The organism is Leucobacter coleopterorum, from assembly GCF_011382985.1.
GTDB classification, from domain to species: Bacteria; Actinomycetota; Actinomycetes; order Actinomycetales; family Microbacteriaceae; genus Leucobacter; species Leucobacter coleopterorum.
This window is the reverse complement of sequence record NZ_CP049933.1, coordinates 3,003,311-3,029,587: the sequence shown is the minus strand read 5'-3', so window position 1 is coordinate 3,029,587 and position 26,277 is coordinate 3,003,311. Positions and strand designations below refer to the sequence as shown.

The 26,277-nt window shown below is 62.4% G+C and carries 23 protein-coding genes, 1 tRNA gene, 4 pseudogenes and 1 riboswitch; of the genes and pseudogenes, 12 read left to right on the top strand and 16 right to left on the bottom strand.

Annotated features, from left to right (window positions below):
• The first annotated feature begins 89 nt into the window (after positions 1–89).
• Genes G7066_RS14230 through G7066_RS14220 form a run of 3 tightly spaced genes read left to right on the top strand, consistent with a single transcriptional unit; the run spans position 90 to position 2,096 of the window.
• On the top strand, positions 90–449 hold the full coding sequence (locus tag G7066_RS14230) for a GntR family transcriptional regulator (protein ID WP_166331683.1): 360 nt from the start codon (positions 90–92) through the stop codon (positions 447–449).
• Positions 427–1,389, top strand: coding sequence for an ATP-binding cassette domain-containing protein (locus G7066_RS14225; protein WP_244303050.1), 963 nt, complete (start codon positions 427–429; stop codon positions 1,387–1,389). Before G7066_RS14230 ends, G7066_RS14225 begins: the two co-directional genes overlap by 23 nt.
• The gene (locus tag G7066_RS14220) at positions 1,386–2,096 is read left to right on the top strand and encodes a hypothetical protein (protein ID WP_166331682.1); all 711 of its coding nucleotides are present in this window, start codon (positions 1,386–1,388) and stop codon (positions 2,094–2,096) included. Before G7066_RS14225 ends, G7066_RS14220 begins: the two co-directional genes overlap by 4 nt.
• 106 nt (positions 2,097–2,202) lie before the next feature.
• On the opposite strand, the gene G7066_RS14215 is transcribed toward G7066_RS14220, so the two are convergent.
• The 3 genes and pseudogenes from G7066_RS14215 to G7066_RS14205 all read right to left on the bottom strand — a co-directional run.
• Positions 2,203–2,619, bottom strand: coding sequence for a YciI family protein (locus G7066_RS14215; protein WP_166331681.1), 417 nt, complete (start codon positions 2,617–2,619; stop codon positions 2,203–2,205).
• A 197-nt stretch (positions 2,620–2,816) separates the two neighbouring features.
• Positions 2,817–4,189: pseudogene (locus tag G7066_RS14210) on the bottom strand (dicarboxylate/amino acid:cation symporter).
• Positions 4,190–4,614: 425 nt separating this feature from the next.
• Positions 4,615–5,643, bottom strand: a pseudogene (locus tag G7066_RS14205) (IS110 family RNA-guided transposase); the annotation flags it as partial.
• Positions 5,644–5,880: 237 nt separating this feature from the next.
• Between G7066_RS14205 and G7066_RS14200 the strand changes: the two are divergent.
• The 5 genes from G7066_RS14200 to G7066_RS14180 all read left to right on the top strand — a co-directional run bounded on the left by G7066_RS14200 (position 5,881) and on the right by G7066_RS14180 (position 9,338).
• Positions 5,881–6,369: a YajQ family cyclic di-GMP-binding protein gene (locus G7066_RS14200; RefSeq protein WP_166331679.1), complete on the top strand. Its 489-nt coding sequence runs from the start codon at positions 5,881–5,883 to the stop codon at positions 6,367–6,369.
• Positions 6,370–6,405: 36 nt separating this feature from the next.
• Entirely contained in the window at positions 6,406–7,140 is a 735-nt protein-coding gene (locus tag G7066_RS14195) for a hypothetical protein (protein ID WP_166331678.1), read from the top strand.
• Positions 7,141–7,189: 49 nt separating this feature from the next.
• A complete protein-coding gene (locus G7066_RS14190; protein WP_166331677.1) occupies positions 7,190–7,603 on the top strand; it encodes a DUF3151 domain-containing protein in 414 nt (137 codons plus the stop codon).
• Positions 7,604–7,735: 132 nt separating this feature from the next.
• Complete coding sequence (locus G7066_RS14185) at positions 7,736–9,022, top strand: adenylosuccinate synthase (RefSeq protein ID WP_166331676.1); 1,287 nt, start codon at positions 7,736–7,738, stop codon at positions 9,020–9,022.
• 10 nt (positions 9,023–9,032) lie between these two features.
• A complete protein-coding gene (locus G7066_RS14180; protein ID WP_166331675.1) occupies positions 9,033–9,338 on the top strand; it encodes a chorismate mutase in 306 nt (101 codons plus the stop codon).
• A gap of 150 nt (positions 9,339–9,488) precedes the next feature.
• On the opposite strand, the gene G7066_RS14175 is transcribed toward G7066_RS14180, so the two are convergent.
• Both G7066_RS14175 and G7066_RS14170 read right to left on the bottom strand, forming a co-directional pair.
• Complete coding sequence (locus tag G7066_RS14175; RefSeq protein WP_244303049.1) at positions 9,489–10,472, bottom strand: 3-methyladenine DNA glycosylase; 984 nt, start codon at positions 10,470–10,472, stop codon at positions 9,489–9,491.
• 227 nt (positions 10,473–10,699) lie between these two features.
• Positions 10,700–11,082 (bottom strand): annotated as a pseudogene (locus G7066_RS14170) (RNA-binding S4 domain-containing protein).
• A 36-nt stretch (positions 11,083–11,118) separates the two neighbouring features.
• Here G7066_RS14170 and G7066_RS14165 point away from each other — a divergent pair.
• Entirely contained in the window at positions 11,119–11,745 is a 627-nt protein-coding gene (locus G7066_RS14165; RefSeq protein ID WP_166331674.1) for a YigZ family protein, read from the top strand.
• Between the two features lie 45 nt (positions 11,746–11,790).
• On the opposite strand, the gene G7066_RS18040 is transcribed toward G7066_RS14165, so the two are convergent.
• Entirely contained in the window at positions 11,791–12,429 is a 639-nt protein-coding gene (locus tag G7066_RS18040; RefSeq protein ID WP_425280737.1) for a transposase, read from the bottom strand.
• Positions 12,426–13,010, bottom strand: coding sequence for an IS110 family transposase (locus G7066_RS18035; protein WP_425280736.1), 585 nt, complete (start codon positions 13,008–13,010; stop codon positions 12,426–12,428). Before G7066_RS18035 ends, G7066_RS18040 begins: the two co-directional genes overlap by 4 nt.
• Positions 13,011–13,246: 236 nt before the next feature.
• Here G7066_RS18035 and G7066_RS14155 point away from each other — a divergent pair.
• The 3 genes and pseudogenes from G7066_RS14155 to G7066_RS14145 all read left to right on the top strand — a co-directional run bounded on the left by G7066_RS14155 (position 13,247) and on the right by G7066_RS14145 (position 16,218).
• Positions 13,247–14,396, top strand: a pseudogene (locus tag G7066_RS14155) (DNA polymerase III subunit delta').
• Positions 14,393–16,054 carry an alpha/beta hydrolase gene (locus tag G7066_RS14150; protein WP_244303047.1) on the top strand — a complete coding sequence of 554 codons (1,662 nt, stop codon included), beginning with the start codon at positions 14,393–14,395 and terminating at the stop codon, positions 16,052–16,054. The pseudogene G7066_RS14155 and the gene G7066_RS14150 overlap by 4 nt, the downstream one beginning before the upstream one ends.
• A 92-nt stretch (positions 16,055–16,146) precedes the next feature.
• Positions 16,147–16,218: transfer RNA gene (locus tag G7066_RS14145), tRNA-Thr, on the top strand.
• A gap of 90 nt (positions 16,219–16,308) precedes the next feature.
• Here G7066_RS14145 and G7066_RS14140 read toward each other — a convergent pair.
• From G7066_RS14140 to trpS, 9 genes are all read right to left on the bottom strand, one after another.
• Positions 16,309–18,276 carry an ABC transporter ATP-binding protein gene (locus G7066_RS14140; RefSeq protein ID WP_425280777.1) on the bottom strand — a complete coding sequence of 656 codons (1,968 nt, stop codon included), beginning with the start codon at positions 18,274–18,276 and terminating at the stop codon, positions 16,309–16,311.
• A 51-nt stretch (positions 18,277–18,327) separates the two neighbouring features.
• Entirely contained in the window at positions 18,328–18,834 is a 507-nt protein-coding gene (gene ribH, locus G7066_RS14135) for a 6,7-dimethyl-8-ribityllumazine synthase (RefSeq protein ID WP_166331673.1), read from the bottom strand.
• A gap of 24 nt (positions 18,835–18,858) precedes the next feature.
• The gene (gene ribB / locus G7066_RS14130; RefSeq protein WP_166331672.1) at positions 18,859–20,133 is read right to left on the bottom strand and encodes a 3,4-dihydroxy-2-butanone-4-phosphate synthase; all 1,275 of its coding nucleotides are present in this window, start codon (positions 20,131–20,133) and stop codon (positions 18,859–18,861) included.
• Positions 20,130–20,804 (bottom strand): riboflavin synthase, encoded by a 675-nt coding sequence (locus G7066_RS14125; protein WP_166331671.1) that lies wholly within the window; start codon positions 20,802–20,804, stop codon positions 20,130–20,132. Before G7066_RS14125 ends, ribB begins: the two co-directional genes overlap by 4 nt.
• Positions 20,804–21,976: a bifunctional diaminohydroxyphosphoribosylaminopyrimidine deaminase/5-amino-6-(5-phosphoribosylamino)uracil reductase RibD gene (gene ribD / locus G7066_RS14120; RefSeq protein ID WP_166331670.1), complete on the bottom strand. Its 1,173-nt coding sequence runs from the start codon at positions 21,974–21,976 to the stop codon at positions 20,804–20,806. The genes G7066_RS14125 and ribD overlap by 1 nt, the downstream gene beginning before the upstream one ends.
• Positions 21,977–22,023: 47 nt before the next feature.
• Positions 22,024–22,170, bottom strand: a riboswitch (FMN riboswitch).
• Between the two features lie 78 nt (positions 22,171–22,248).
• Positions 22,249–22,953 carry a DUF1345 domain-containing protein gene (locus G7066_RS14115; protein ID WP_244303045.1) on the bottom strand — a complete coding sequence of 235 codons (705 nt, stop codon included), beginning with the start codon at positions 22,951–22,953 and terminating at the stop codon, positions 22,249–22,251.
• Between the two features lie 17 nt (positions 22,954–22,970).
• On the bottom strand, positions 22,971–23,936 hold the full coding sequence (locus G7066_RS16610; protein ID WP_244303043.1) for a bifunctional lysylphosphatidylglycerol flippase/synthetase MprF: 966 nt from the start codon (positions 23,934–23,936) through the stop codon (positions 22,971–22,973).
• Positions 23,937–23,974: 38 nt separating this feature from the next.
• Positions 23,975–25,105, bottom strand: a complete 1,131-nt coding sequence (locus G7066_RS16605) for a hypothetical protein (RefSeq protein ID WP_244303042.1) — start codon at positions 25,103–25,105, stop codon at positions 23,975–23,977.
• 155 nt (positions 25,106–25,260) lie between these two features.
• Positions 25,261–26,271, bottom strand: coding sequence for a tryptophan--tRNA ligase (trpS, locus tag G7066_RS14105; RefSeq protein WP_166331669.1), 1,011 nt, complete (start codon positions 26,269–26,271; stop codon positions 25,261–25,263).
• Positions 26,272–26,277: the final 6 nt, after the last annotated feature.

The following is a 26,277-nucleotide window of genomic DNA, read 5'->3' as shown; positions in this document are numbered from 1 at the left end:
AGCGGTGGGCATGCGCTTGACAACGACTTTCATGGTGCGTAGGTTAGTTGGTGGAGTAACTAACCAAAGAACCGAAAGTGAGGTAGGGAGTGTTCGACGACACACGCCCGATCTTCCTTCAGCTCGCAGATCAGCTCGCAAGCGATATCTTGCGGGGCACGTACGCGGAGGGGGAGCAGGTTCCCTCAACCAACGAGCTCGCCGCGCACATGCGCATCAACCCCGCGACGGCGGGGAAGGCACTCAACCTTCTGGTTGACGAGGAAATCCTCTTTAAAAAACGCGGCATCGGCATGTTTGTCTCGGAGGGAGCGAGACAGCGCATCGCCGCCGACAGGCAGCAGGGCCTCACGGAGAGCTACGTGAAACCGCTGCTCGCTGAGGCTCAAGTGCTCGGGCTCACCGCGGCAGACATCATTCGACTTATTGAGAAAGAAACGAAACAATGACCACCCAGATTGCCATAGAGACTCGCGGTCTCACTCGCAGGTTCGGGGCGCGACGGCGCTCGACAACGTCACGCTCGAAGTCCACGCAAACACCATTACGGGGCTGCTTGGCCGCAACGGTGCGGGAAAGACCACGTTCATGTCGCTCGTGACAGCGCAGGATCAGCCCAGCTCTGGCACCGTGCGCATCAACGGCCGGGAGCCGTTCGAGCGCGCCGAGATCATCGAGCAAATGTGTTTCGTGCGCGACAACCAGCGCTACCCCGACGACTACAAACTGAAGCACGCGGTGCGAGCGGCGGCCATCTTCTACCCGAACTGGGATCAGGCCACCGCGGATCGGCTGATCAAGGCGTTCCGGATCCCGAGCAAACCTGTCGTGAAGAAGTTCTCGCGCGGTCAGCTGTCGGCCCTCGGCATTGTGCTGGGGCTCGCCTCGCGCTCGCCGATCACGTTCTTCGATGAGCCGTACCTGGGCCTCGACGCGACCGCCCGCGGCATCTTCTACGACGAACTGCTCCGCGATTATGCCGAGCACCCGCGCACGATCATCCTCTCGACACACCTCATCGACGAGATGGATCGTTTGCTTGAGCGCGTTATCGTGCTTGAGCAGGGTCGAGTGGTGCATCACGAGGAGGTTGACGCGCTTCGCGGCAGCGCCTTCCAAATTGCTGGCAGGGCGGCAGCTCTCCAAACCTTCGTGGCCGGGCGCAAGGTGCTTTCAAAGCGTGGCATCGGTGGGCTTGCGACCGCGGTTGTGGGTGAGAAACCACTGGCCGAGGATCGAGTCGCAGCCGAGGCCGTCGGCCTTGAGATCACCCCGGTGTCTCTGCAAGACCTCGTTGCCGCTTACGGAGTTGGTGACACGGCAGCTGAAAACGACACAGCGGAAACAGCGGCGCGGGGAGCGTCGCGCACTGAACGGAGCGCAGCATGAACCGCACACTGAAGGTGACGCGACTGCACCTCAACAAACTCAGCACCTTTGTTGTCGCACCACTCAGCATTGTTGGCCTTGTGATGGTGGTGAGTATGATCATTGCACTTGCGATTCAGCGCAGTGGTGCGGGCGCTGATATGGCCACCTACGTCGAAGGTGCCCGTTGGAACAGCGGCATCGTCTGGTCGCTGCCCGGCTTCCTTATCTACTACGGGGTTCAGGCCGTGGCGACCACCTATCCCTTCGGGCTCGCGCTCGGCGCCACACGGCGCAATTTTGTGCTGGGCACCATGCTCGCGAATGCTCTGCAAGCGGCTTACATTACCTTGGTGCTCTTGATCCTGCTCGGTCTTGAGGTCGCCACCAACCACTGGTTCATGTCGGTGTACGTGCTTGACGTCAATGCGCTGGGCGCAGGTAATCCGCTGATTCTCGCGGCGACAGTGTTCCTCGGCGTAATGTTTTGCCTGACCATTGGTGGGTTCTTCGGAGCCATCTGGGTGCGCTTCGGTGCGAAGGGCCCGGCGGTTGTTGGAGGTGGCATCGGGCTATTGCTCGCGGTGACGATCCTGATCCTCGCTCCCAATCTTGGGTCGATCTTCGCCGGCATCACCGGACTCGGGGTGGCGCTCACCGCAATCGTGGTGATTGTGGTCGCGCTGTTCGTCACCTGGTTAGCGATGCGGCGGGCCTCGGTGAGGTAACCTTTGTCATTCTGCGACTCGCACTGGGGCCGTGGCCCCAGTGCGAAATGCGTAAAAAGGCCTCGTGTTTTCGCCTCAGCATTTCACGTACGCAGAATGGCCGTGCTTATGCCTTCTCAGCCTGCTCGATCCACTCCTTTTCCTTCTGCACCCACTCGTTATCTTGTGGGAAGTCCTCAACGCCGTGAATGCGTCTGACCTCGAGCTTTGACCCCGGGCCGAGCGGGCACTTCTTCGCCCACTCCATTGCCTCTTCGCGTGAGGCGACCTCGAGCATCCAGAAGCCGTTGAACAGTGACTCGGTTGCTCCGTAGGCTCCCTCGGTGACGCTGGGCGGATCCGCCGCAAAATCTACAACGAACCCCTCTTCTGGTTCGGTGAGTCCGTCGCCGCCGGCCATCACGCCGGCGTTCACGAGTTCTTCGTTGTAGTGCCCCATCGTGGCGATCATCTCTTCAAAGGGAATCTCTTTCGAGGCCGCGAGAGCCTCGTCGGTCGCTCGCATAATTAGCATGTACTTCATTGTGTGCTCCCTGCTGTTGTCGTGCTGTCTACAGGGTACGCCGCACTCGGCCCTGTCACTACAAAAGGAAATGGCACTCCCGCAGGGCCGATTCGAACGAATCCATCCTTCAGAAGTGCCGTCTCCTACCGGAGTGACCGGGCGCGGGCGCGACCGGGCGACCTTGGTGGCGGGGTACTGTGCCCGCAGCTACGCCTTCACGGCCGGCTCGGGATCCCGGGCGTCGCCCGCCTCAGCCCCGAGCCGGGCGCATCCGCGTCGTCGCCGTTGTCGAAGGCCAGCCCCTGGCGCGGTGCGTTGTAGCGATCCAGCACCAGGATCCCCTCGCGCTTCGCCACGATGGTCGGCACGAGTGCCTGGCCGGCCACGTTGACAGCGGTGCGCCCCATATCGATGATCGGATCAACGGCGAGCAGCAGGCCCACACCCTCAAGCGGCAGGCCAAGTGTTGAGAGCGTCAGCGTGAGCATCACGGTCGCGCCGGTGGTGCCAGCGGTCGCGGCAGAGCCAACAACCGAAACGAGTGCGATGAGCAGGTACTGCACGAGCGTCAGCTCGATCCCGAAGAACTGAGCGATGAAGATCGCGGCAACGGCGGGGTACACGGCGGCGCAGCCGTCCATCTTGGTGGTCGCGCCCAGCGGCACCGCAAACGACGCGTAGCTGCGGGAACACCAAGGTTGCGCTCGGTAACCCGCTCGGTGAGCGGCAATGTGCCGATCGAGGAGCGGCTCACAAACGCGAGCTGCACCGCGGGCCACACGCCCGAGAAGTACTGGCGCACCGAGAGTCCGTTCGCCTTGATGAGCGCGGGATAAACCCCGAACAGCACAAGCGCGAGGCCGATGTACAGCACCGCGACGAACCACGTGAGTGATCCCATCTTGTTCCAGCCGTACTCCGCGACGGCGTTACCGATCAGGCCGAGGGTGCCGAGTGGTGCGATACGAATGATCCACCACAGCACCTTCTGAATGATGGCGAGGGCTGACTCGGTGAGGCGAATGAACGGCTCAGCCTTCTGGCCCAGCTTCAGCGCGGCGATGCCGATCGCGACCGAGATCACGATGACCTGCAACACGTTAAAGCTTGCGTTCGCCGAGACCGATGCCGCATCTGCGTCAAACGAGGCGCTCACGTTCAGGCCCAAGAAGTTTGTGGGAACGAGCCCGATCAAGAAGTTCCACCAGGTGCCAACGGCGTAGGGATCAGCGGGCTTCAATGCAGAGTCTCCCGCAGCGGATGCCCCCGGCTGCAGCGTCACACCGAGCGCGATGCCGATGGTAACCGCGATGAGCGCGGTGATCCCGAACCACAGCAGCGTTTGGCCAGCGAGCCGTGCCGCGTTGGTTACCTTTCGCAGCCCAACGATGCTCGACACGATCGCCGTGAAGATGAGCGGCACGACGGCGGCGCGCAGCAGCGAAACGTAGCTGCTGCCGATCGTGTCCAGTGTTGCCTGGAGGCCGTTCGGGTTGTCTGCAGCGTCTGGTCCAATGGCGAGGGCCAGCGCACCGAGCGCGAGGCCAAGAACCAGGGCCGCGAGGATCTGCCAACCGAACGAGGTCATCCACTGAGGAAGGCTGCGCTTGGTCTGCGGCGCTGTGCTTGTCGACACGGTGGTCCTTTCGATGTGAGAAAACGGGAGTGTGGGTCATTGTGCTTGTGAGCGGAATGCCCGACCGTCGAAGAGCATAGCAAACTATTCACTCCTGTTATGTGACACATTGCAAAATGTTTCAATGGTCGTTCGGGATCACCGCCAGCAACGGCCGCTACCGCCTGATGATGCTCCTATTGTTGTCAACTCTTAGGCGCGCTTGTTTCGAGCCATTCCCGATATGCCTGAGCGAGTTGATCATCACGCGTGAGGCCACGCTCAAGGCGTGAGATTTTGGTCAGCCATACATTGAAATGTTCCGCGACCTGCTGCAGAGTGATCCCCAGCGCTTGCCTGAATGGCCGAAGATCATCCACGCGAGGCACCTCAACATTCTTCGTGAGGAGTGTGAACACCTCGCGCGCAATCGCTCGCTTCAAACACCTGATGATTTCTTTGTTGTTTCTCCCTTCCGCGCGTTTCTTCTCGACATATGCTCTCGTGCGCGGCTCGTGACTCATCCGTACGAGCGCGATCCGGTGAAGTGCGGAGTTTGCGTGCCGGTCTCCGCCCCGGTTGAGCCGGTGCCTGGTTGTTTTGCCCGAGGACGCGGGGATCGGGCTCACTCCGCAGAGCGCCGCGAACGCGGCTTCTGAGCGGAGCCGGTCGGAGTTATCGCCTGCAGTGATGAGGAGCTGCGCGGCAGTGACTGTTCCGACCCCGTGCGCTGCGGTCAGAGCCGGGTTGGTGTGCTTCGTGAGGGTTTCGAGTTCTTGATCCAGGGTGTGTATTTCAGTCGAGATATAGCGGTGTCTGCGTGCCAGTGCTCGCAGTGCGATCACGATGCCTTGATGCTCGGGGTAGGGGCGGATATCAAAGTCTGCGAGGTCAGCGACGAGGGCTGCATCGGTCACGTTACGGAACCGTTCACGCAGAAGCGAGGGTGCGGTCACGAGGAGTGATTTCAGTTGTACTTGCGCGGCAGTGCGCGCTTTGATCGCTGAGCGTCGGGCAGCGAACAGGTACCGGATCTGCTCGACCGTGCCGTCACCGGATTTCGGGGTGGGCTGCTTCGTTTCAGTGAGCGCGGTCTTCGCGGCAGCGTAGGCGTCGATCGGGTCGGACTTTCCGCTCATACGGCGCAGTTGCCGGTTCGGGCGGATCACTTCGATGACGTGATGCCCGAAAGAGGTGAGATGACGGGTAAGGCCGGCCCCGTAGGAACTGGTTCCCTCGATCCCGACACGAACCAGGATGCCGTACATGAGGATGAACGCAGTGAGAGCTACATAGCCTGCGGGCGTGGTGGGGAACTGCGCGTCTGCGAGGTGTTTCCCGTTCTGATCGATCACGGCCGCGTGGTGTGTGTCGGCGTGGGTATCGACCCCGGCGTAGATGTCGCAGGGTTCAGCAATGTTTGTCATGATGGTTCTGCCTTTCCGGTTTCTGTTGGGAGGCAACCGGCCGGGCGGGCAGACAGGACGTTGAAGAGGCCTCTTGACCAGGCTCCTATGAGGTCATGCTCGCCTGGCTGGGTCCTGTAACCCCCGCTCCTGGACGACAGATCAAATTGAAGGCACGGGGCCAGTCAGTGGGCGAGTCAGCCCTGGAACGGGGCATTACCAGTATCAACGTCAGTGGGCGGGGGTATGGTTATTGGCATGGCTGATTCTTCTTTTGACGTAGTGAGCAAGGTCGACTCAATGGAGGTCGAAAACGCGATTAACCAGGCCCGCAAAGAGGTCGAGCAGCGCTATGACTTCAAAGGCGTAGGTGCCGACGTCTCGCTGAGCGGCGAGACGATTATGATCAAGGCAAACACGGAGGAGCGCGCGAACGCGGTGCTTGACGTGCTGCAGTCCAAGTTCATTAAGCGAGGCATGTCGATCAAGGTGCTCGACACCGGCGAGCCCTACCCGAGTGGCAAGGAATACCGCATCGAGTCGAAGCTCAAGGAGGGCATTGACCAGGCGACCGCGAAGAAGCTAAATAAGCTGATTCGTGACGAGGGTCCGAAGTCGGTCAAGAGTCAGATTCAGGGCGACGAGCTGCGCGTCAGCTCGAAGAGCCGTGACGATCTGCAGGCAACGATGGCGCTGCTCAAGGGGGCAGACGTCGATGTTGCCCTGCAGTTTGTGAACTACCGCTAGGCGTGTTGGTCTGGGCATTGAGGTGAGGGGCTTGGGATGCGCAGGACTGTTGCTGCTGGGCTCGTAGTGGTTGGTCTGCTTGCGGGGGTGGCTGGGTGTGCGACGGTGCCGGATCCTGAACCCTCCGCCAAGCCCACAACCACGGCGAAGTCCACAGCTTCACCGAGCCCCACTCCTGCCCCTACCGTTACGCCAACTCCCACCCCAACATCGACGCCCGACTTGTGGCAGCGCTTTATTGACGCGCGCATGCCTTACTCGTTTGAGGTGCCGCCCGGTTGGGCGGTCGTGGAGCAGCCTTCGCCGTACGGCAACCAGGGTCCGCTCCAGTTTCTAGTGAACGACGGCCAGGGTAAACAGCAGTTGGTGTTCTCAAGTCAGGCATCGGGGTTCGGTGGCAGGTGTGGCGATGCTGCGCCTCTGAACGTGCAAGAGATGGATGCAGAACCCGCGACGATTCCGGGCTACACACTGACGAGCAGAACAATCAAAAATCTCACTTCGCCGCAGTTCGTCTACCGTGCAATGCAAACCGACAAGGGTGTTGTGGCCAGTTTGGGGCTCTCCGACGAGGGCATAACGGATTCCTGTGCCTTCTACAATCTGCTGCACCCAGGGGAGACAACGATTTCGTTCGCGGACGCCACGCAAGTCAGTGCTGAGAACCCACCGCACCTGTTCGCCTCTACGGATGAGGCCAAGTCCTTTGCGCAGAGCGATGAGTACAAAACACTGAAGCGGATCCTGCTGTCGCTGCAAATCGCGGGGTAACTGCCACGGCGCAACCGTGCTGCATAGATTCGCCGCATAGACTGGCCGCATGATTGGCACAAACCTTCTTGGCCCCGAACCCACCCTGCTCGCAGTTGATTCAGACGTAGATGCTGCTCTGGCTGCAGGGCGGCCTGCGGAGCAGATTGTTCGGGATCATCCCGAATCGCCCCTCGCGTGGGCGATCCTCGCTGATGAGGCCGATGCTGAGGGTCGTGAGATCGAGGCCTACGCTTTTTCTCGTGTCGGCTACCACCGTGGCCTTGACACGCTGCGCAAGTCAGGCTGGCGCGGTGCTGGCCCGGTGCCTTGGTCGCACGAGCCCAATCGCGGTGTGCTGCGCGCGCTCTATGCGCTGCGTCGTGCGGCGGCAACGATTGGTGAGCAGAGCGAAGTTGATCGCCTGACGGAATTTCTGGAGGGCGCCGACCCTGAGGCGATCAGGGCCATCGAGGAGGCCTAGTGGGCTTGTCGCGACTATCTTGCCCTGATTGCCACCCCTGTTTGGAGGGCGGCGGAACGCCCGAAGCTGTCTATGTCGGCCGTCCTCGCTAGACTAGGCCGGTAACTGCCACCGTCGAAGGAAGGGGCTGAAATGCCCGCAGTGCTCATCACCGGTGCCCAGTGGGGCGATGAGGGTAAGGGTCGCGCGACCGATCTGCTCGGAAGCCGCGTCGATTATGTCGTTAAGTTCAATGGCGGTAACAATGCCGGCCACACGGTTGTTGTGGGGCAAGAGAAGTACGCACTGCACTTGCTCCCTTCCGGCATTCTGACCCCGGGTGTCACGCCGGTCATCTCAAACGGTGTGGTGGTTGACCTTGAGGTACTCAAGGGTGAACTCGAGGCGCTCGGTGGCCGCGGTGTCGATGTCTCCCGCCTGAAGGTGAGCGCTAACGCGCACGTCATTACGGCTTACCACCGCACCCTTGACAAGGTCACCGAGCGTTTTCTGGGTAAACGCCAGATCGGCACCACGGGGCGCGGGATCGGCCCCGCGTACGCGGACAAGATTAACCGGGTCGGCATCCGCATCCAAGACATCTTCGACGAGGGCATTCTTCGTCAAAAGGTCGAGGCCGCACTCGAGTTTAAGAACCAGGTGCTCGTCAAGATTTACAACCGTCGGGCTATCTCGGCTGACGAGGTTGTCGAAGACCTGCTGAGCTACCGCGAGATGCTCGAGCCGATGGTGTGCGACACGGGGCTGCTGCTGCACAATGCGATGCAAGACGACAAGACGGTACTGTTCGAGGCCGGTCAGGCGACCATGCTCGACATCGATCACGGTACCTACCCCTTTGTTACCTCGTCAAACGCAACGGCGGGCGGAGCGAGTACCGGATCGGGGCTGCCGCCCCACCAGCTCGACCGCATCATCTCGGTGATCAAGGCGTACACGACGCGCGTTGGCGCAGGTCCGTTCCCCACTGAGCTCTTCGACGAGTCGGGCGAATACCTGCGCAAGCAGGGCTTCGAGTTTGGCACCACTACTGGCCGCCCACGCCGCTGTGGCTGGTACGACGCACCTATGGCGCGCTACTCCGCCCGCATCAACGGTGTCACTGACTTTGTGCTGACCAAGCTCGACGTGCTCTCGGGTCTCGATACGATCCCTGTCTGCGTCGCCTACGACGTGAATGGCGTGCGCCACGACGAGATGCCCGTCAACCAGAGCGACTACCATCACGCAAAGCCGATCTACGAGGAGTTCCCGGGGTGGACAGAGGACATCTCGGGTGCCCGCAAGTTCGAGGATCTGCCGAAGAATGCGCAAGACTATATTCTCGCCCTTGAGGCCATCAGTGGATCCCGAATCTCGGCCATTGGTGTCGGCCCCGAGCGTGAGCAGGTTGTGGTGCGCCACGACCTGCTCGGCTAGGGGCTGTGTGATGAGCGCCGAGCAAGATCCTCAACACCGCCTCAGTCGCCTGCGTTCGAGTATCGACAATATCGACGCCGCGCTCGTCCACATGTTGGCCGAGCGGTTTCGCTGCACCCAAGAGGTCGGCGAGCTGAAGGCGACGAATGACATGCCGGCGTCTGATCCCGCGCGCGAAGCTAGGCAGATTGAGAGACTGCGCAGCCTCGCTGAGGAGTCGCACCTGGACCCCGAGTTTGCCGAAAAGTGGTTTAACTTTGTGGTCGCCGAGGTGATTCAACACCACAATCACATCGCCAACCAGGCGCGCGATTAGGGGGCGCCGGGCCACGCCGAGCCCCGGGCCGCGCCTGTGCTGTCGCGCAGACCTATCCCGCGCAGACCTATCCCGCGCGCCTATCCCGCGCGCCCATCGAGTCGTGTGAGTTTGCCGGTTGCGCACCTTCCAAGCGGCAAACTCGCACCGCTAGATTTGCGAACCCTCGAGGGCCCGGGCCGCCGCAATCGCCTCGAGCACCCGCTCCCGCAGCCCGTTGCCACGTTCGGCGAACCCGCGTTGCAACCGTGAGTATTCGCGCTTGCCCTCGGGGGTTTCGATCGGGATCACCGCCAGCCCGAGCGAACTCACGTCGTAGGGTGAGGCCTGCATGTCAACCACCCGAATATCGCGCGCAAGTTCGAAGGTGTCCAGCAGAACCTCGCCGGGCACGATCGGGCCGAGCTTCGACGCCCACTTATAGACGTCCATGCCGGCGTGCAGGCAGCCGGACTGCTCAAGCTCTGGTTGGGTTTCCCGGGTTGGCTGCAGAGTGTTGAGGGGCGCCGCCTCCGGCGTGAAAAACCGAAACGCGTCGAAGTGAGTGCACGCGATTGGGTGCTGCTCCACAACGAGGTCAGTTGCCTCGTGGCCGATGCGCAGGGGCAGCGCACTGTGGCGCAGCTGTTCGGGCGTCATACGGTAGACCATTGCCCACTCGTGTAGCCCAAAGCAACCGTAACGTGGTGTGCGCTCGAGTGTCGCCGAGAGTAGGTTTTCGACGTAGTCGACGGTGCCGCCGCGGGTGGCGAAGAACTCGGAGAGGTCGACAAAAGAATCCGTGCGGAGATTGGTGTCGAGGGAGTCTGCGCTAGTTGTGACCGAGTTGTCTGTGGGGTCGGATCCCGATCGGTTCGGGGCTGTGGCAACGGTCATGTAGTGCCGCCAGGATCCGCGATCCGCCCCCTCAAGCACCACACCCGCACCGGGATGCCAGCGCCGCAGTTCCCGAGGTTTTACCGAATAGTAGTGCCAGAGAAAGTCTTCGATGGGGTGCTTCTCGCCGCGCAGTTTACGTTCACGATGCCCCGCGGTGAGCGCGTCTGCGCGGTCTTCGTGCTCGGTCGCCCGCGCCTGCCACTCGGCTGCGGAAAGACGCAGCGTGGTGGGGGAAGAACTAACAAGCGCGGCCACCCCCTGAGTTTACCGACCCGATCTGCGGCAAGTGCGCGAGTCCGGGCAGTCCCTATTGACGAGTGCACGGGTTACCGACGAGAGGCCGTCTTGCCTGCACGTGGGTAGCTGGGCCTTTCGTCGGTAATCTGGGCGCTCGTGGCGGACCCGGCGACCGCGCGGAAGCTCAAGTGGGATGCCCCGCGGCGCCAAGGCGCCAAACCGCCGCGGCACCAGGCAACCACGGGTCAGTCCTGGTCAAACGGATCCACGTCGCGACCCCGCAGGCGGTCGATGTCGCGGCGCTCGCGCTTGGTGGGGCGGCCGGCGCCGCGATCCCGAATCACCGCGGCTGGCTGCTCAACCCGGGGAGCGGCGGTGGGGTTAGATCCTCGAAGTGCTTGGCCGCCTCGGTTGCGCTGCCACGTCGGGTTGCGAGTCCCGTGACGCGATAGATCTTGTCGAAACCCCGAATGCGCACGCGCACCACATCACCGATCTTCACCGGCTGTGCCGCCTTTGCAGTCTGGTCGTTGACGCGAACGTGACCTCCGCGGCACATGGTTGTCGCCTGGCTGCGCGTTTTGGCAAGTCGCACCGCCCACACCCAGCTATCCACTCGTACGGCCATGCTCGCAAGGATAGCGCGAACCGGCAGAATGGAGGCATGGCTGCCGAGTACGAGACGATCGCAGAGACGGTCGAAACTGAGATTGAGATCTCGCGATCCCGTTTTATAACTCGGCTGGAGCGCGTTAAAGACGAGGCCGCTGCACGCGAGGTGATCGCTGCCGTGCGGGCGGAGCATCCCCGAGCGCGACATCACTGTTCGGCGTTTGTGATTGGGTCGGATGGCCGGGTGCAGCGCTCCAACGACGACGGCGAGCCAAGCGGCACGGCTGGTGCTCCGATGCTCGATGCGCTCACCTCCGCCGGCCTCAGTGACGTTGTCGCCGTGGTGACGCGGTACTTCGGAGGAGTGCTGCTGGGGGCGGGTGGACTGACGCGCGCTTATCGCTCGTCTGTGGCGGGCGCGGTGCTTGAGGCGAAGCGGCAGCGCCGGGGGCTACGGCGGGAAGTCATCGTGCGTTGCTCGTACGAGGTTGCGGCGCAGATAGAGGCAGAGGCGCGGCGGCGCGGGTACGGGATCGGTGCCGCCGAGTACAGTGACGAGGTCGCGCAGGGTTTTGAGATCGCAGAAGAAGAAGTTGTCGCGTTGACCGCGCTCGCCGCAGAACTGAGCGCGGGGGCTGCCCACGTTGAGGCTGGTGGGATCAGCTACGTCGACCTCTAACGTTGCGCGCTATCAGCCCGAGCAAGTTTGATGCTCCTATTGTTGTCAACTCTTAGGCGCGCTTGTTTCGAGCCATTCCCGATATGCCTGAGCGAGTTGATCATCACGCGTGAGGCCACGCTCAAGGCGTGAGATTTTGGTCAGCCATACATTGAAATGTTCCGCGACCTGCTGCAGAGTGATCCCCAGCGCTTGCCTGAATGGCCGAAGATCATCCACGCGAGGCACCTCAACATTCTTCGTGAGGAGTGTGAACACCTCGCGCGCAATCGCTCGCTTCAAACACCTGATGATTTCTTTGTTGTTTCTCCCTTCCGCGCGTTTCTTCTCGACATATGCTCTCGTGCGCGGCTCGTGACTCATCCGTACGAGCGCGATCCGGTGAAGTGCGGAGTTTGCGTGCCGGTCTCCGCCCCGGTTGAGCCGGTGCCTGGTTGTTTTGCCCGAGGACGCGGGGATCGGGCTCACTCCGCAGAGCGCCGCGAACGCGGCTTCTGAGCGGAGCCGGTCGGAGTTATCGCCTGCAGTGATGAGGAGCTGCGCGGCAGTGACTGTTCCGACCCCGTGCGCTGCGGTCAGAGCCGGGTTGGTGTGCTTCGTGAGGGTTTCGAGTTCTTGATCCAGGGTGTGTATTTCAGTCGAGATATAGCGGTGTCTGCGTGCCAGTGCTCGCAGTGCGATCACGATGCCTTGATGCTCGGGTAGGGGCGGATATCAAAGTCTGCGAGGTCAGCGACGAGGGCTGCATCGGTCACGTTACGGAACCGTTCACGCAGAAGCGAGGGTGCGGTCACGAGGAGTGATTTCAGTTGTACTTGCGCGGCAGTGCGCGCTTTGATCGCTGAGCGTCGGGCAGCGAACAGGTACCGGATCTGCTCGACCGTGCCGTCACCGGATTTCGGGGTGGGCTGCTTCGTTTCAGTGAGCGCGGTCTTCGCGGCAGCGTAGGCGTCGATCGGGTCGGACTTTCCGCTCATACGGCGCAGTTGCCGGTTCGGGCGGATCACTTCGATGACGTGATGCCCGAAAGAGGTGAGATGACGGGTAAGGCCGGCCCCGTAGGAACTGGTTCCCTCGATCCCGACACGAACCAGGATGCCGTACATGAGGATGAACGCAGTGAGAGCTACATAGCCTGCGGGCGTGGTGGGGAACTGCGCGTCTGCGAGGTGTTTCCCGTTCTGATCGATCACGGCCGCGTGGTGTGTGTCGGCGTGGGTATCGACCCCGGCGTAGATGTCGCAGGGTTCAGCAATGTTTGTCATGATGGTTCTGCCTTTCCGGTTTCTGTTGGGAGGCAACCGGCCGGGCGGGCAGACAGGACGTTGAAGAGGCCTCTTGACCAGGCTCCTATGAGGTCATGCTCGCCTGGCTGGGTCCTGTAACCCCCGCTCCTGGACGACAGATCAAATTGAAGGCACGGGGCCAGTCAGTGGGCGAGTCAGCCCTGGAACGGGGCATTACCAGTATCAACGTCAGTGGCTCGCGATACGCTTGGCGCGTGAGTTTTTGGTCAGAGATCGTCGGGCAGCCGGAGGCGGTGCAGACGCTGCAGCGCGAGTCCGAGGCGCCAGGTGCGCACGCGTGGCTGATTACTGGGCCACCAGGATCAGGCCGGTCGAATCTGGCTTTCCGGTTCGCGGCCTCGCTCATCGCCCGCAGCGAGGAAGACCGCGAGGCTGTCTTCCAGCAAGTGCAAGCACAGACACACCCTGACCTGGGGGTTCTCACGACGCAAAAGCTCGTGATCGATATTAAGGCGGCGCGCGAGATCGTGGCGACAGCCCACTACTCACCTGCCGAGGGCCGCTACCGGGTGATTGTGATCGAAGATGCGGATCGTATGCCAGAGCGCACCTCCAACGTGTTATTGAAGGCGCTTGAGGAGCCACCCGAGCGCACGATCTGGATTCTGTGCGCACCCAGCGAAGCCGACCTATTGCCGACGATTCGGTCACGGGCGCGATCGTTGCGCCTTGTGACGCCGAGCGCGGGTGACATCGCAAAGTTGCTGCACGAGCGCGACGGGGCGAGTGAGGCTGATGCTGAGCGTGCTGCAAGACTGGCGCAGAGCCACATAGGTATGGCTAGAAGGCTCGCGACTGATCCTGAATCGATGGATCGGCGTGATCGCACCATCAAGATTGCGCTCGGCATTGAGACGTTGGGTGATGCGATGCACGCGGCGTCTTCGCTGGTGAAGGTGGCAGAGGCCGACGCGGCCGCGCTGACTGAGCGACTTGACGCGAGTGAGCGAGACGATGCCATGCGCAGTCTCGGGCTTGCTCCGGGTGCTGCCATCCCCCGCAAATGCGGTCACAGATAAAAGCACTCGAAGAGGATCAAAAACGGCGAGCCACGCGCAGCTTGCGAGACGGCATTGACCGCATTCTCACCGATTTGCTGTCGCTATATCGCGACGTGCTGCTTACTGCGCTTGAGGCGAAGCCAGAACTCGTCAATCTTGAGCATGCTTCGCGCATCGAAGACCTTGCTGACCGATGGACCCCGAACACGCGCTCGCTATGGTGACGGCTATTGAGACCGCGCGTGTTCGCCTGACCAGGGGAATCACCCCAGGGCTGGTGCTCGAGGCGCTGTTTGCAGGGGTCATCGCCGAAAAAGTTTCCAACAGAGAGAGCACGCTGTGAACGAAGCACCTGGAGCACCGGGAACCCCTGAACCGCCGCTACCTCCTGTGCCGCCAGAGCTGCAGGGGATGATGCCGGTGAAACAGGCTGAACCTCCAAAGCGCGCCCTTCTGAAGCGGCCCGTGACCATCGCGATCGTCTCAATGGTCGCCGTGGTTGCGTTGGCGGCGTTCATCATTTTCCCACTTATCCTGACCTCTCAGGGTGATGCTCAGTCGACTGCGGTCGCAACGAAGCTGCCCGAGGTGCCCAAGGGAACCGCGACCGACTTCGAGAACCAGGTGCCAAACTGGCAGTCGTGTGGCAGGGGCATGCAGTGCGCCGACGTGTATGCGCCACTCGACTGGAACGACCCCGCTGGCGAGCGCATCACACTGCACATGGTAAAGCAGCCCGCGAAGAGCGGAAAAGCAATCGGCTCACTGTTTGTGAACCCGGGTGGGCCCGGTGCCTCAGGCGCCGACTTTGTGTTAGACAGCGTGAATTCTGCTGTTGAGCCCGCTGTACAAAGAGACTACGACGTGGTCGGTTGGGATCCGCGAGGCGTTGGCAAATCGACGCCGGTGACTTGCCTCGACGCGGCTGGCATGGACGAGTACCTATTCGGACTGAGCCCCGCCGACAAGCTGCCGGAGGGGAGCGATGAGTGGATCGCCGCCGCCGAGAAGGAGTCTGCCGAGTTTGGTGCCGCGTGTGCCGAGAGCTCCGGTGCGCTCCTGGGGCATGTCAGTACTGCTTCGACCGTGCAAGACCTCAACATGATGCGTGCGATCGTGGGCGATCCAAAGCTCAACTACCTCGGCTACTCGTACGGAACATTTATTGGCGCGCGTTATGCCGACGCCTACCCCGACAAAGTTGGGCGCATGGTGCTCGACGGCGCGATGGACCCCACAACCTCGCTCGGAGAGGTCGTTCGCGAGCAGACACTCGGGTTTGAGTTGGCCCTGCGCGCGTACGTTACGGACTGCTTGAAGCGTTCGGATTGTCCACTGAGTGGCAGCGTTGACGAGGCCATGGCATCGATCGGAAATCTGCTCGATGGTGTTGATGCGAAGCCACTGAAGGGTTCTGATGGGCGCATGTTCACCGCGAGCACGATGCTCACCGCAATCATTACGCCCCTCTATTCGCAGAGCAACTGGCCCTATCTTGACCAGCTGTTCACATCTGTGGCCGACGGCAATGCCGACACTGGTCTTTCGCTCGCAGACTTCTACTACGACCGTGAGAATGGCAAGTACACGAGCAACTCAACGGAAGCCTTTTCTGCGATCAATTGCCTTGACTATCCCAGCGACGTCGATGTGAAGCGTATGCGCGAAGAAGCCGCCGAACTCAAGAAGATCGCGCCGACCATCGGGCAGTTCCAGGGGTACGGTGATCTCGGCTGTGCCGGGTGGCCGTACCCCGGAGCCGAGCGAACCGCGGTCAAAGCAGAGGGCGCCGACCCAATCCTGGTGGTTGGCACAACGGGGGATCCCGCGACGCCGTACCGCTGGGCCGAATCTCTGACGAAACAGCTTGAGAGTGCGAGGCTCCTGACCTACGAGGGTGAGGGCCACACGGCATACGGCAGCAACGGTTGCGTAAACGGCGCGGTTGATGATTACCTGCTGAATGGGACACTGCCCGCTGAGGGTACACGCTGTAAGTAGTGGCGAGACAGACCGGGCAACCCTCGATGTGAAGTGCGGCCTGCCGCCATGCTAGAGTATTACCTCGTGTGCGCGAGCGTTCTCGCACGCAGGCCGCCTTAGCTCAGGGGTAGAGCAGTTCCCTCGTAAAGAACAGGTCGTCGGTTCAAATCCGACAGGCGGCTCCGACTAATTCGTGAAGCCCTTGTGCGCTTTGCGGGGCCAAGGACGAGTACCTCGTCGTCATTGCCCAATCCGCCAGGCCTCAGCGCCCACTATGCCTCAGTATCCGCAACGAGTAACTGGTGCGCCGCGAGATCCCGGTAGAGCGGAGTGCTCTCGATGAGCTCCTCGTGGGTGCCCTCGCCGACAACCCGACCATCGTCGAGCACCACAATCTTGTCGGAGTCGACCACGGTGGCCAGGCGGTGCGCGATCACCACGAGTGTTCGCCCGGTTGAGACCGAGTCGAGCGCGTCTCGCATGAGCCGCTCGTTGACGCCGTCGAGGCTCGCGGTCGATTCATCAAGCAGCAGGATCGGCGGTGCCGTGAGCAGAGCACGCGCAATCGCGAGGCGCTGTTTCTCACCACCCGAGAGCATCACCCCGTTTTCGCCGACCTGCAGATCGAGTGGGGATCCCGACTCGATACCCGCCGCTGTGCGGTCGAGCAGGCTGCCGAGGTTCACCGCACGCAGCACACGCTCGCACGCCACGTCAGAGGCCTCCGGGGCGGCCAGGCGCAGGTTGTCGCGCAGGCTACCAGCGAGCACGGGCGCGTCCTGCTCAACGTAGCCCATCTGGGCGCGCAGCTCAGCGCGGTCAAGGGCGCGGATGTCGGCACCGTGCAGCGAAACCGAGCCCGACTCGGGATCGTAAAAGCGTTCGATCAGGCCGAGAATTGTCGACTTGCCGGCACCGGAGGGGCCAACGAGTGCAACTCGGGACCCGCGGGGCACATCGAAACTCACACCGTGCAGCACCGGGGTCTCCACGATGCGAGCGGGGGCCGCTTCGGCGTCACGCTTGGCCCCGCGACTCACGAGGGCACGAGCGTCCGCCCGATCCGGCGCTGCCGAGCGATACGTAAAGTGCACGTTAGAAAAGCTGAGTGCGGGAGCATCTTCGCGGTGCAGCTCACTGAGTGGTGCGATGCGGCCCAGTGGGGAGAGCGACTCATCGTTGTCGGTTTCCGACGGCAGGTTTGCGATCTCTTGGATGCGTCCGAGCGCGCCGAGCGCCTGGTTGATCGCGGTGATCGCGCCGAAGGCCTGGCCCAGCGGCATGATCATGAGGAACAGGAAGATGATGAAGGTGACCAGCTGCGCGATGGTGATCGCACCGGTCGCGACACGATACCCGCCAAGGCCGAGCACAACCAGAAAAGAAAGCTGCATTGCGAGAAACGACACCGGCACAATGAACGCCGAGATCTTGGCGACCTTCACGCCGAGCACATACGCCTCAGAGGCATCACGCACGGTTGCCTGCTCTTCGCGCTTCGCGGCACCGGCGGCGCGAATCGTGCGAATGGACGAGATGGTGCGGTCCACCTGCGCGGCGAGGTCGCCCACTTTTTCTTGAGACTTTGCGACGGCTGGCCTGATCCTGCCCGACACAACCACCACAACCACGAGGGCGACGAGAATCACACCAAACGTGATCGCAAACAGCACGGGATCAATCACGAGCATGCCGATGAGAGCGCCCACAAACACGAGCAGGCCACTAATGGCCTCAACGAATCCCTGCGTGAGCACGGCCCGCAGCAGTGTCGTGTCGCTGCCAACTCGCGACACAAGATCACCCGTGCGGCGGCGATCGAACTGCGAGATCGGCAGGTGAAGAATCTTCGCGATGAGCTGCTTGCGGCTGTTGAGCACCACACCCTCGCCCATGCGCTGCAGCACGTAGTGTTGCAGCCCGCTCAGCACCGCACCCACGATCACGATGGCCGAGAGCCCCACCAGAATCCAGTCGAGCGCGAGGCCCCCCTCAACTCGCGTGATGACCTGGCCGAGCAAAATGGGCTGCAGCAGCGAGGCGATCGCGGCCACAAGGCCGAGCACTAGCGCGAGCGTGAGTAGCTTGCGCTGCTCGAACAGAAACGGCACGAGCTCTCGAAGCGAGGCCCTGGGTCCTTTCGGGGTGCTGTTCACCGCCGGGGGTTTGCCGCCCCGGCGGGGCTTGCGGGAACCCTTGGGTTCGGGGGATCCGGAGCTACCTGGTTGCTCAGTATGCACTGCCACGCTTCTACTCTAGGCCGGTGCCCCTGGCAATTTGTGGGTTGTGGATCACCGTCGCCCCGGTACGAGCTCCATCGTGGGTCCGTCCTCGCGAATCCGCCGCAGCTGAACCGCGAGGTGCAGGGCAGCCTCGGCGGCCTCCTTGCCCTTCGACTCGGGTGCTCCGGGTTGACCTGAGCGGTCGAGAGCCTGCTGCTCGGTGTCCGTGGTCAGCACACCAAACCCAACAGGCTTGCCCGAGTCGAGCTGCACGCGGGTGAGGCCATCGGTCACGGAGTTGCAGATGTAATCGAAGTGGGGCGTGCCGCCGCGAATAATCACGCCGAGGCAAACGACCGCGTCGAAGCCACTCTGCAGTGCCGCCTGCGCGGCGGCGGGCAGCTCAAAGGCGCCAGCGACACGGAACAGTGTGTGATCCGCGCCCGAGGCGATTGCGGTTTCGTGCGCGCCCTTGATGAGGGGCGACATGATCTCTTCGTGCCAGCTTCCGGCGATGACCGCGATGCGCAGACCGCTCGCGTTGACGGAAAGGTCTGGGGCTCCAGCTCCACTCATGAGTGCTCCTTTGGCTTGGGGTGTTTACGCGACGTCGGTGGGAAGTACGTGTCCCATGCGATCGCGCTTTGCGTTGAGGTATCCAATGTTCTTTTCGTTGACACCAACCAGCAGCGGTACGCGCTCGCTGATCACAACACCGTGTTGCTGCAACTGCGAAACCTTGTCGGGGTTGTTGGTGAGCAAACGCACCCGGCTGATGCCAAGATCGTTGAGGATCTCAGCCGCCGCGGTGTAATCGCGGGCGTCGGCTGGCAGCCCGAGCTGCAGGTTGGCATCGAGGGTGTCGGCGCCCTGTTCCTGAAGCTGGTACGCGCGGAGCTTGTTAGCCAGACCGATCCCGCGACCTTCATGCCCGCGGAGGTATATAACGATGCCGCCACTCTCGTTGATTCGCTCAAGGGCAGCGTCGAGCTGCGGCCCGCACTCGCACTTCAGCGATCCGAACGCCTCGCCGGTGATGCACTCGGAGTGCACCCGCACCAGCGCGTCATCGCCGGGCAGCGATCCGTCGGGCATCAGCGAGACCAGCGCGATGTGGTCGACGCCCACTCTGCGATCTCGGTAGGCCAGGGCACGGAACTCGCCGTGTACGGTTGGCAGCAGTGCGTTTGCGCGCAGGCTCACACTGCGGTGTTGGTTTGCCGGAGATTCTCCCTGAGGCGCACCCTTGGGGTCTGTTTCATTGAGGTGCGTGATCAACTGCTCGATCGTGATGACGGGAATACCCTCGCGGTTGCCGAGCTTGATGAGCTCGGGCAGACGCATCATCTCGCCATCTTCGGCAACAATCTCGGCGATCACCGCGACAGGACGCAGACCAGCGAGGCGCATCAGCTCAACTCCCGCTTCGGTGTGTCCGTCGCGGGCGCGCACGCCACCATCAACCGCGCGAAGCGGGAGTACGTGGCCGGGGCGGCGCACGTCGCTTGGCACGGCGTCTGGGTTGGCGAGGGCGCGCACGGTGGTGGTGCGGTCGCTTGCGCTGATTCCGGTGGTAACCCCGTGAGCCGCGTCGACGGTCACGGTGTATGCCGTTCCGCGTACATCCTCGTTGTTGCTCACCATCATGGGTAGTTCAAGCTGGTCCGCGACCTCGTTCGACATCGGTGCGCACAGCAGGCCTGATGACCAGCGCACGGTCCACGCCACCCACTCCGGTGTCGCGAGTTCGGCCGAGAGGATCACATCACCCTCATTTTCGCGATTCTCGTTATCCGCGACGATGACCGGTTTCCCAGCCTTGATGGCTTCGATGGCCTCTTCGATGCGAGAGATGCCGGTGCTCGTTGTAGTCATGCCTGTGATCCTTCGCTGAAGCTGATGGGTGGAGTGGGAGTTGGGGTCGTTACGCCGAGGCGGAGCATCCGCGCGACGTGACGGGCAAGAATGTCGGTTTCCACGTTGACGCGATCGCCGGGCTGTAGCGAACCGAGGATCGTCGCCGAGAGTGTCTCCGGAATCAGAGAGACCTCAAACCACTGCTCGGTCTCGGTTTCGTTCGAGATCGCCGAAACGGTCAGTGAGACGCCTGAGAGCGTTACCGAACCTTTGTCGACGAGCAGCGGTGCAAGGTCTGGGCTGAGCGAGAACCGCAGCACCTGCCAGGCATCCCCGGGGGTGGCAGAGAGCAGAGTTGCGGTGCCGTCGACGTGACCCTGCACGATGTGACCGCCGAGGCGGGTATCAACCCGCACCGCGCGCTCGAGATTGACCCTGCTGCCCTCGGCGAGGTCGCTGAGTGCGGACATGCGAATCGACTGCGCCATCACGTCGGCGGTGAAGGTGCCGCGACCATCGGTGGTCTTCCCCTGCTCGATCACGGTGAGACACACACCCGAGACACAGATGGACGCCCCGTGGGTTGCGTCGCTCGTGACCAGTGGCCCCGCAATCGTGAGGCGGAGTGAATCACCAATCGGTTCAATCGCGGTGATCTCGCCGATCTCCTCAATGAGTCCTGTAAACATTAGGAACCTTTCTGACTGCGTGCTGCGGGTGAAGAACTAGAGCCAACGACGGCCGCCTCGATCAGCAGATCGGCACCGAGCTGGGCGGTGTGCGTGACGAGTAACTGCTTGATACCGGTCATCGAAGCAACGCCAATGTCGCCGAGGGCAAGCCGAGGTCCGCCAAGCAGTGAGGGCGCGATATAGATAAGCACTTCGTCGACCAAACCCTCTGCGAGCAGTGCGCTCGCAATCGAGGGGCCACCCTCCACAAACAGGCGTTGGATCCCGCGCTCGTGCAACTGCGCGAGCGCACCAACGAGGTCGTCACCGCTGAACTGTATCGGCGCATCGAGGCCGTTTGCCGAAAGCGCCGGATGCTGGCGCAGGAGCGCATCGGAAGGAACGGGGCGGTGCCCGATAACCACAGGGATCGGTTGTTCGGCAGCGGGCACAAGGAGCTCGCCGTGTTCGGCGCGGGCGGTAAGAGAGGGGTTATCGGCAAGCAGCGTGCCAGTGCCAACGAGGATCGCGTCCGCCTCGGCGCGGCGACGGTGCACGTCGGCCCGAGCATCGGCCCCCGTAATCCACTTGCTTGAGCCGTCAGCAGCGGCTGCGCGGCCGTCGATGGTCTGTGCCCACTTCACGGTGACGTGGGGCCGGGGCGATTCAGAGGGCAGTGCAGACTCAGAGGGCCGTACCGATCCCGCCGGCGAAGGAAAGGCCCGCGCCAGCCACGGCTCGAGCAACGCTCGCGCCTCACCAGCCAGCACACCGGCGGTCACAGAAACACCGCGCGCACGCAGCGTCTCGGCACCACCCGAGGAGGCCTGCCCAGGGTCGCCGAGCGCATAGGCGACTGCCCCGATCCCACCCGCTCCAAATTCCGTGAGCGCAACAGCACACGGCCCGGTGCGACCGGTGTGGTTGCAGGGTTCAAGGGTCACGACGGCGGTGAGCTCGCGCGAACGCTCACGCCACTCGGCGGGCACTCGCGAGAGCGCATCAACCTCGGCGTGTGGAGTGCCAGCACCGCGGTGCCAGCCCTCGGCAACAATGTGGCCGGTTGGGTCGAGGATCACGCAACCCACCTGGGGGTTCGGGTTATCAGCGGGGCCGCGGCGGGCAAGCGCAAACCCGCGACGCATGGCGTCTGTGTAGTCCACCCCCGTGAGGGTGTCTCGCTCGTGCATCCGGTCTCGCTGTCTCTACGCGTGCCGGGCGCAGGGTTCACAAAAACCCTGCGTTCCTCACATCCGGACTAGACAGGTAGTAGACCACCGTGCCATCACCGTCGGTACCGGAGTTTCACCGGTTCAACCTCGCGGGAGCGAGGGTCGCGGACTTTGACCGCCGGTTCGGATTCTCACCGACCCCGGAACACGCTTCCCACTGTAGCTGTTACGCGGTAGGTGTGGGGTCCGTTCGCTGAGTGCGTAACGGGGAATAAGTGCGGCTCAACACTTCAACTGAACAGCTCAGCGAAGAGGTGCCCGTCAGCGATCACCTTGATCACAAGGCCGATGATCAGAGCATTGAAGAAAAACGCGAGTGTGGTGTGCCAAACGACGGTCCAGCGCATGCGAGAGCTGGTGACTTTCACGTCTGACACGGCAAAGGTCGTCGCGTTCGTGAAGGCTAGGTACACAAAGTCGACGAGCCGCGGTTCGGGTGTTCCCGGGAATGACAGCGGCGGATCCTGAGCGCGGTGATAGCGCGAGAAGTAGATGCGTGCGTAGCCCCAATTGAACATCGCCCAAGACAGCATCATCGCCCAGATGGCCGCGAACTCCTGCACCGGGTTCTGCATCTGCAGACCAATGCTGGTGATGAGTTCGAGGGCAACACTGAGGCCAATGATGCTGGCCCCGAAGGTAATCAGGGTCGACAAGAACCGCGTGAGTGGATGCCCGACAAGCACGCGCGTCGACGCGGGGTCCGGTTGTTCCAGGCGCACCAGAATGTTGAGGGTCAGTATCGTCGCCCCCAGATAGAGCGTCGCGAAGAGGCACCAGGCGAGCAGTCGCGCGGTTTCGTTGTCATCCTCGGCACCCCACATAATGTCGGCACCGAGGTACACAAGCAGCACTTGCATCACGAGGCCAACGATCTCGCCGCCTGTGCTGAGCACGGCTCCGGTTCGAGAGGGACGCCTGGGTTGTGTATCCATTCCGCCAGCCTATGCGGCTACGTAGCTGATCGCGAGACGGAGGTAGCCGAGGCAACCAGGTCACGCAGTGAGGCATCGGGCAGGTAAGCGCGGGTGAGCGCGATGCCGATCCGAGGTAGGTCGCCCTCATCTCGGAACAGCAAATACATCGGTTCGGATCGCGGATTGAACTTCTGCTTAAACCTGTGCAGTGACTTGAAGCCATAGAGTGGTTCGATCATGCCGCCGATCTGTTCGAGCACCTGGTCCACCGGGCCGGCATCGACACCCTCGGGCCGCACCAGCGGCGCACCAGAGAGCGACACAAACTCGTAGCCCGCCTCGGCGAAGAACTGCGCTGACGAGGCGATCAGAAACTCCATGACCGGCCCAAAACCGCCATCGCGACGCCGCATCAGGTCGAGAGTCCAACCCGCGATCCGCCCCTCGCCCGCGTATACGGGCAGCCACGAGGTGACGCCGTGCAGGCTGCCTTCGTCGTCGAACGCGAGACCAACGTACACCTCTGGGTCGAGCGCCTCCTCGACCGTGCCGAGGGTAAAACGCATCTCGGGCAGACCCTTGTCTCCCGTCCACTGCTCAGATATTGCGCGCACCTGCGCGAGCGTGCTCCAGGGTTCGTCGGCGAGACGGGCCATGCGGAACGTGATTCCCTCGCGCCCGGCCTTGTTGATCGAGGTGCGCACCGCGTTCCAAGACTTGCCCTTGAACTCGAGGCCGGGCAGATCCACGATCGTGTCTTCGGCAACCACGACGGCGCGCCAGCCTTTTGGTCTCGCCTGCTCGCTGACCCCGTTTGCAGAGAACGCGCACGGGATCAGGCCAGCCTGCTGAGTCACCCTGGTGAACTCTGCGAACGCCTCGCTCTGACCGCCCGCGGGAGTAATCGGATCCCCGAGCATGATCGCGACGCCAGCGTGCGCCTGATAGCCCACAACACCATCACCGACCGCCATGTAGCGGTTCGCGGGCCAGCTCAGCATCCACGAGATGGTGCCACCACCGAAGCGCCTGATGCGATCTACTGTCTGTTCGGGGTGAGGGTTTCAGCCTTGAGCTTGCGGCGCGAGTGGCGCAGAGTCACGCGGAATGCGCCGCGACCGACGATGATGAAGATCATGATCGCCACCCATAACACTGCGGGTGCGATAAAGATGCCCAGCACTTCCTCGGGCGAGCCGATCGCGCCGGCATCCACGAGCAACGGCACGATAGCAACGCCGAGGGCCGCTGTCAGAACGTTGTAGGAACCGATGATCAGGGCACCGATCCACGCGATGCGGTAGCCGTGCCGCACCCCGTTGGCGATCAGCAGAATCACTACCACGTCAATCGCGACGTCAATAAACGAGGCGACCGGGTGGTTCTGGCCGAGGGGGCCGTCGAAGGGGACCACAAGATCGATCACCTGGATCACACCAATTGCGATGAGGCCCGCAAACCCAATGAGGCGCCACTCGCGCTCGCTCGGCCTGCCTGACGGATGGCGGAACGCCGGCAGCCACCCGCTGGCAACGAGCCCCACGGCCATTGCGACAGCGTGTTCTAGGTCGTAGATGCGGCCGAGGTAGAGCACCGAGATGATGGTCCACACGAGAATAATGACGCGTGCCCGCAGACGCCACGGAGCCGGGAGTGTCGCGCTGGCAAAAACAAGCGCAAAGAACGCGCCACAGGAGGGGCCAACGTCGTACGCCTCGGAGAGTCGCACAGCCCAGGGCCAGCCCGTTGGCACGATCAGGGCGACAATGCCTGCGGCCCCCAGAATGCCAACGACGTGACCCGCCACGAACAAGCCGAGAGTGCGTAGCCAGCCGAACTGCCACTCGGCCCAGCCCACACCGCCGATCACGAGCGGTGCGAGGAGCAGATACCCGACCGGGTGATCGACAAAAAACGGTGAGGTCAGGATCGTCCACCAGCGCCCCTCGGCGAATGACGGTAGGCCGGTGGCGACGTCTTGGAACCAGGGTTTATCTGCGGCTGGGGAGAGCAGTGTGCCGGTCGCAATGCCGACAGCGATCAGAGCGAGTACGAGCGTGATCGTGAACGGAGTGCGCTTCACCGCTGAAAGGGCGCGGCTGGCAGAGCGAGGCGGATCCTCGCGCCCCTGCGGGGTGGTCTGCTCTGGGCTGGCGACAACGTCAGTCATGGTCCCCAGTGTAGGGATCGCGGCTTGCTGGGGCTACCGCTTGCGCACCTGCTCCTCCACTGCTCCTCCACTCCCATCGGGTGTAGCCATATTGCTAGTTGAGCCGCCGCCAACTAGCAATATGGCTACACCCGATTTATGGGCGGTGGAGAGAATTACCCGTGCAATAGACCGAGCGCCTCGTAGGCGTTGGCAAGTGTGCGACCAGCTATCTCGTTTGCGCGCTCTGCCGCGCCCGCGAGGATGCGATCGAGCTCTGCAGAATCAGCGAGCAGTTCTTCGGTGCGGGCGCGCACCGGGGCGAACGTCTCCTCGACGACCTCTGCGAGATCCTTCTTCAGGTCACCGTAGCCTCGGCCCTCGAACTCGCTCTCAAGTGATTCGATCGAGCGCTCGGTCAGCACCGAATAGATAGTGAGCAGGTTTGAGACACCGGGTTTTGCTTCGCGGTCAAAACGAATGGAAGCGTCGTCGTCGGTGACCGCGCGCATGATCTTCTTTTTGGTCACGTTTGCGGGATCCAGCACCTTGATTAATCCGGCCTCGGTCTCTGCTGACTTCGACATCTTCGAGGTTGGATCTTGCAGATCGTAGATCTTGGCCGTGCCCTTTTGAATCTGCGCCTCCGGCACCACAAACGTGTCGCCGAAGCGCGAGTTGAAACGGGCTGCAAGGTCGCGGGTCAGTTCTACGTGCTGGCGCTGGTCTTCGCCAACGGGCACGACGTTGGTCTGGTATAGCAGAATGTCGGCGGCCATCAGGATCGGGTAGGTGAAGAGACCCACGGAGGCCGAGTCTGTTCCTGCGCGCTGTGACTTGTCTTTGAACTGTGTCATGCGGCTGGCCTCGCCGAAGCCCGTCATGGTGTTGAGCACCCAGGCGAGCTCGGCGTGCGCGGGCACGTGCGACTGCACAAACAACGTCGATTTGGTGGGGTCGATGCCAGCAGCGATGTACTGTGCAGCGGTCGCACGGGTGCGGGCTGCAAGCTCCTTCGGATCCTGCGGCACGGTGATCGCGTGCAGGTTCACGACACAGAAAAACGCGTCAAAGTCTTCCTGCATCTGCGTCCACTGCGACAGCGCACCAATGTAGTTGCCGAGGTGGAGCGAGTCGCTTGAGGGTTGCATGCCCGAAAAAATGACGGGTTTAGCGGGTGTATTCATGGCAGA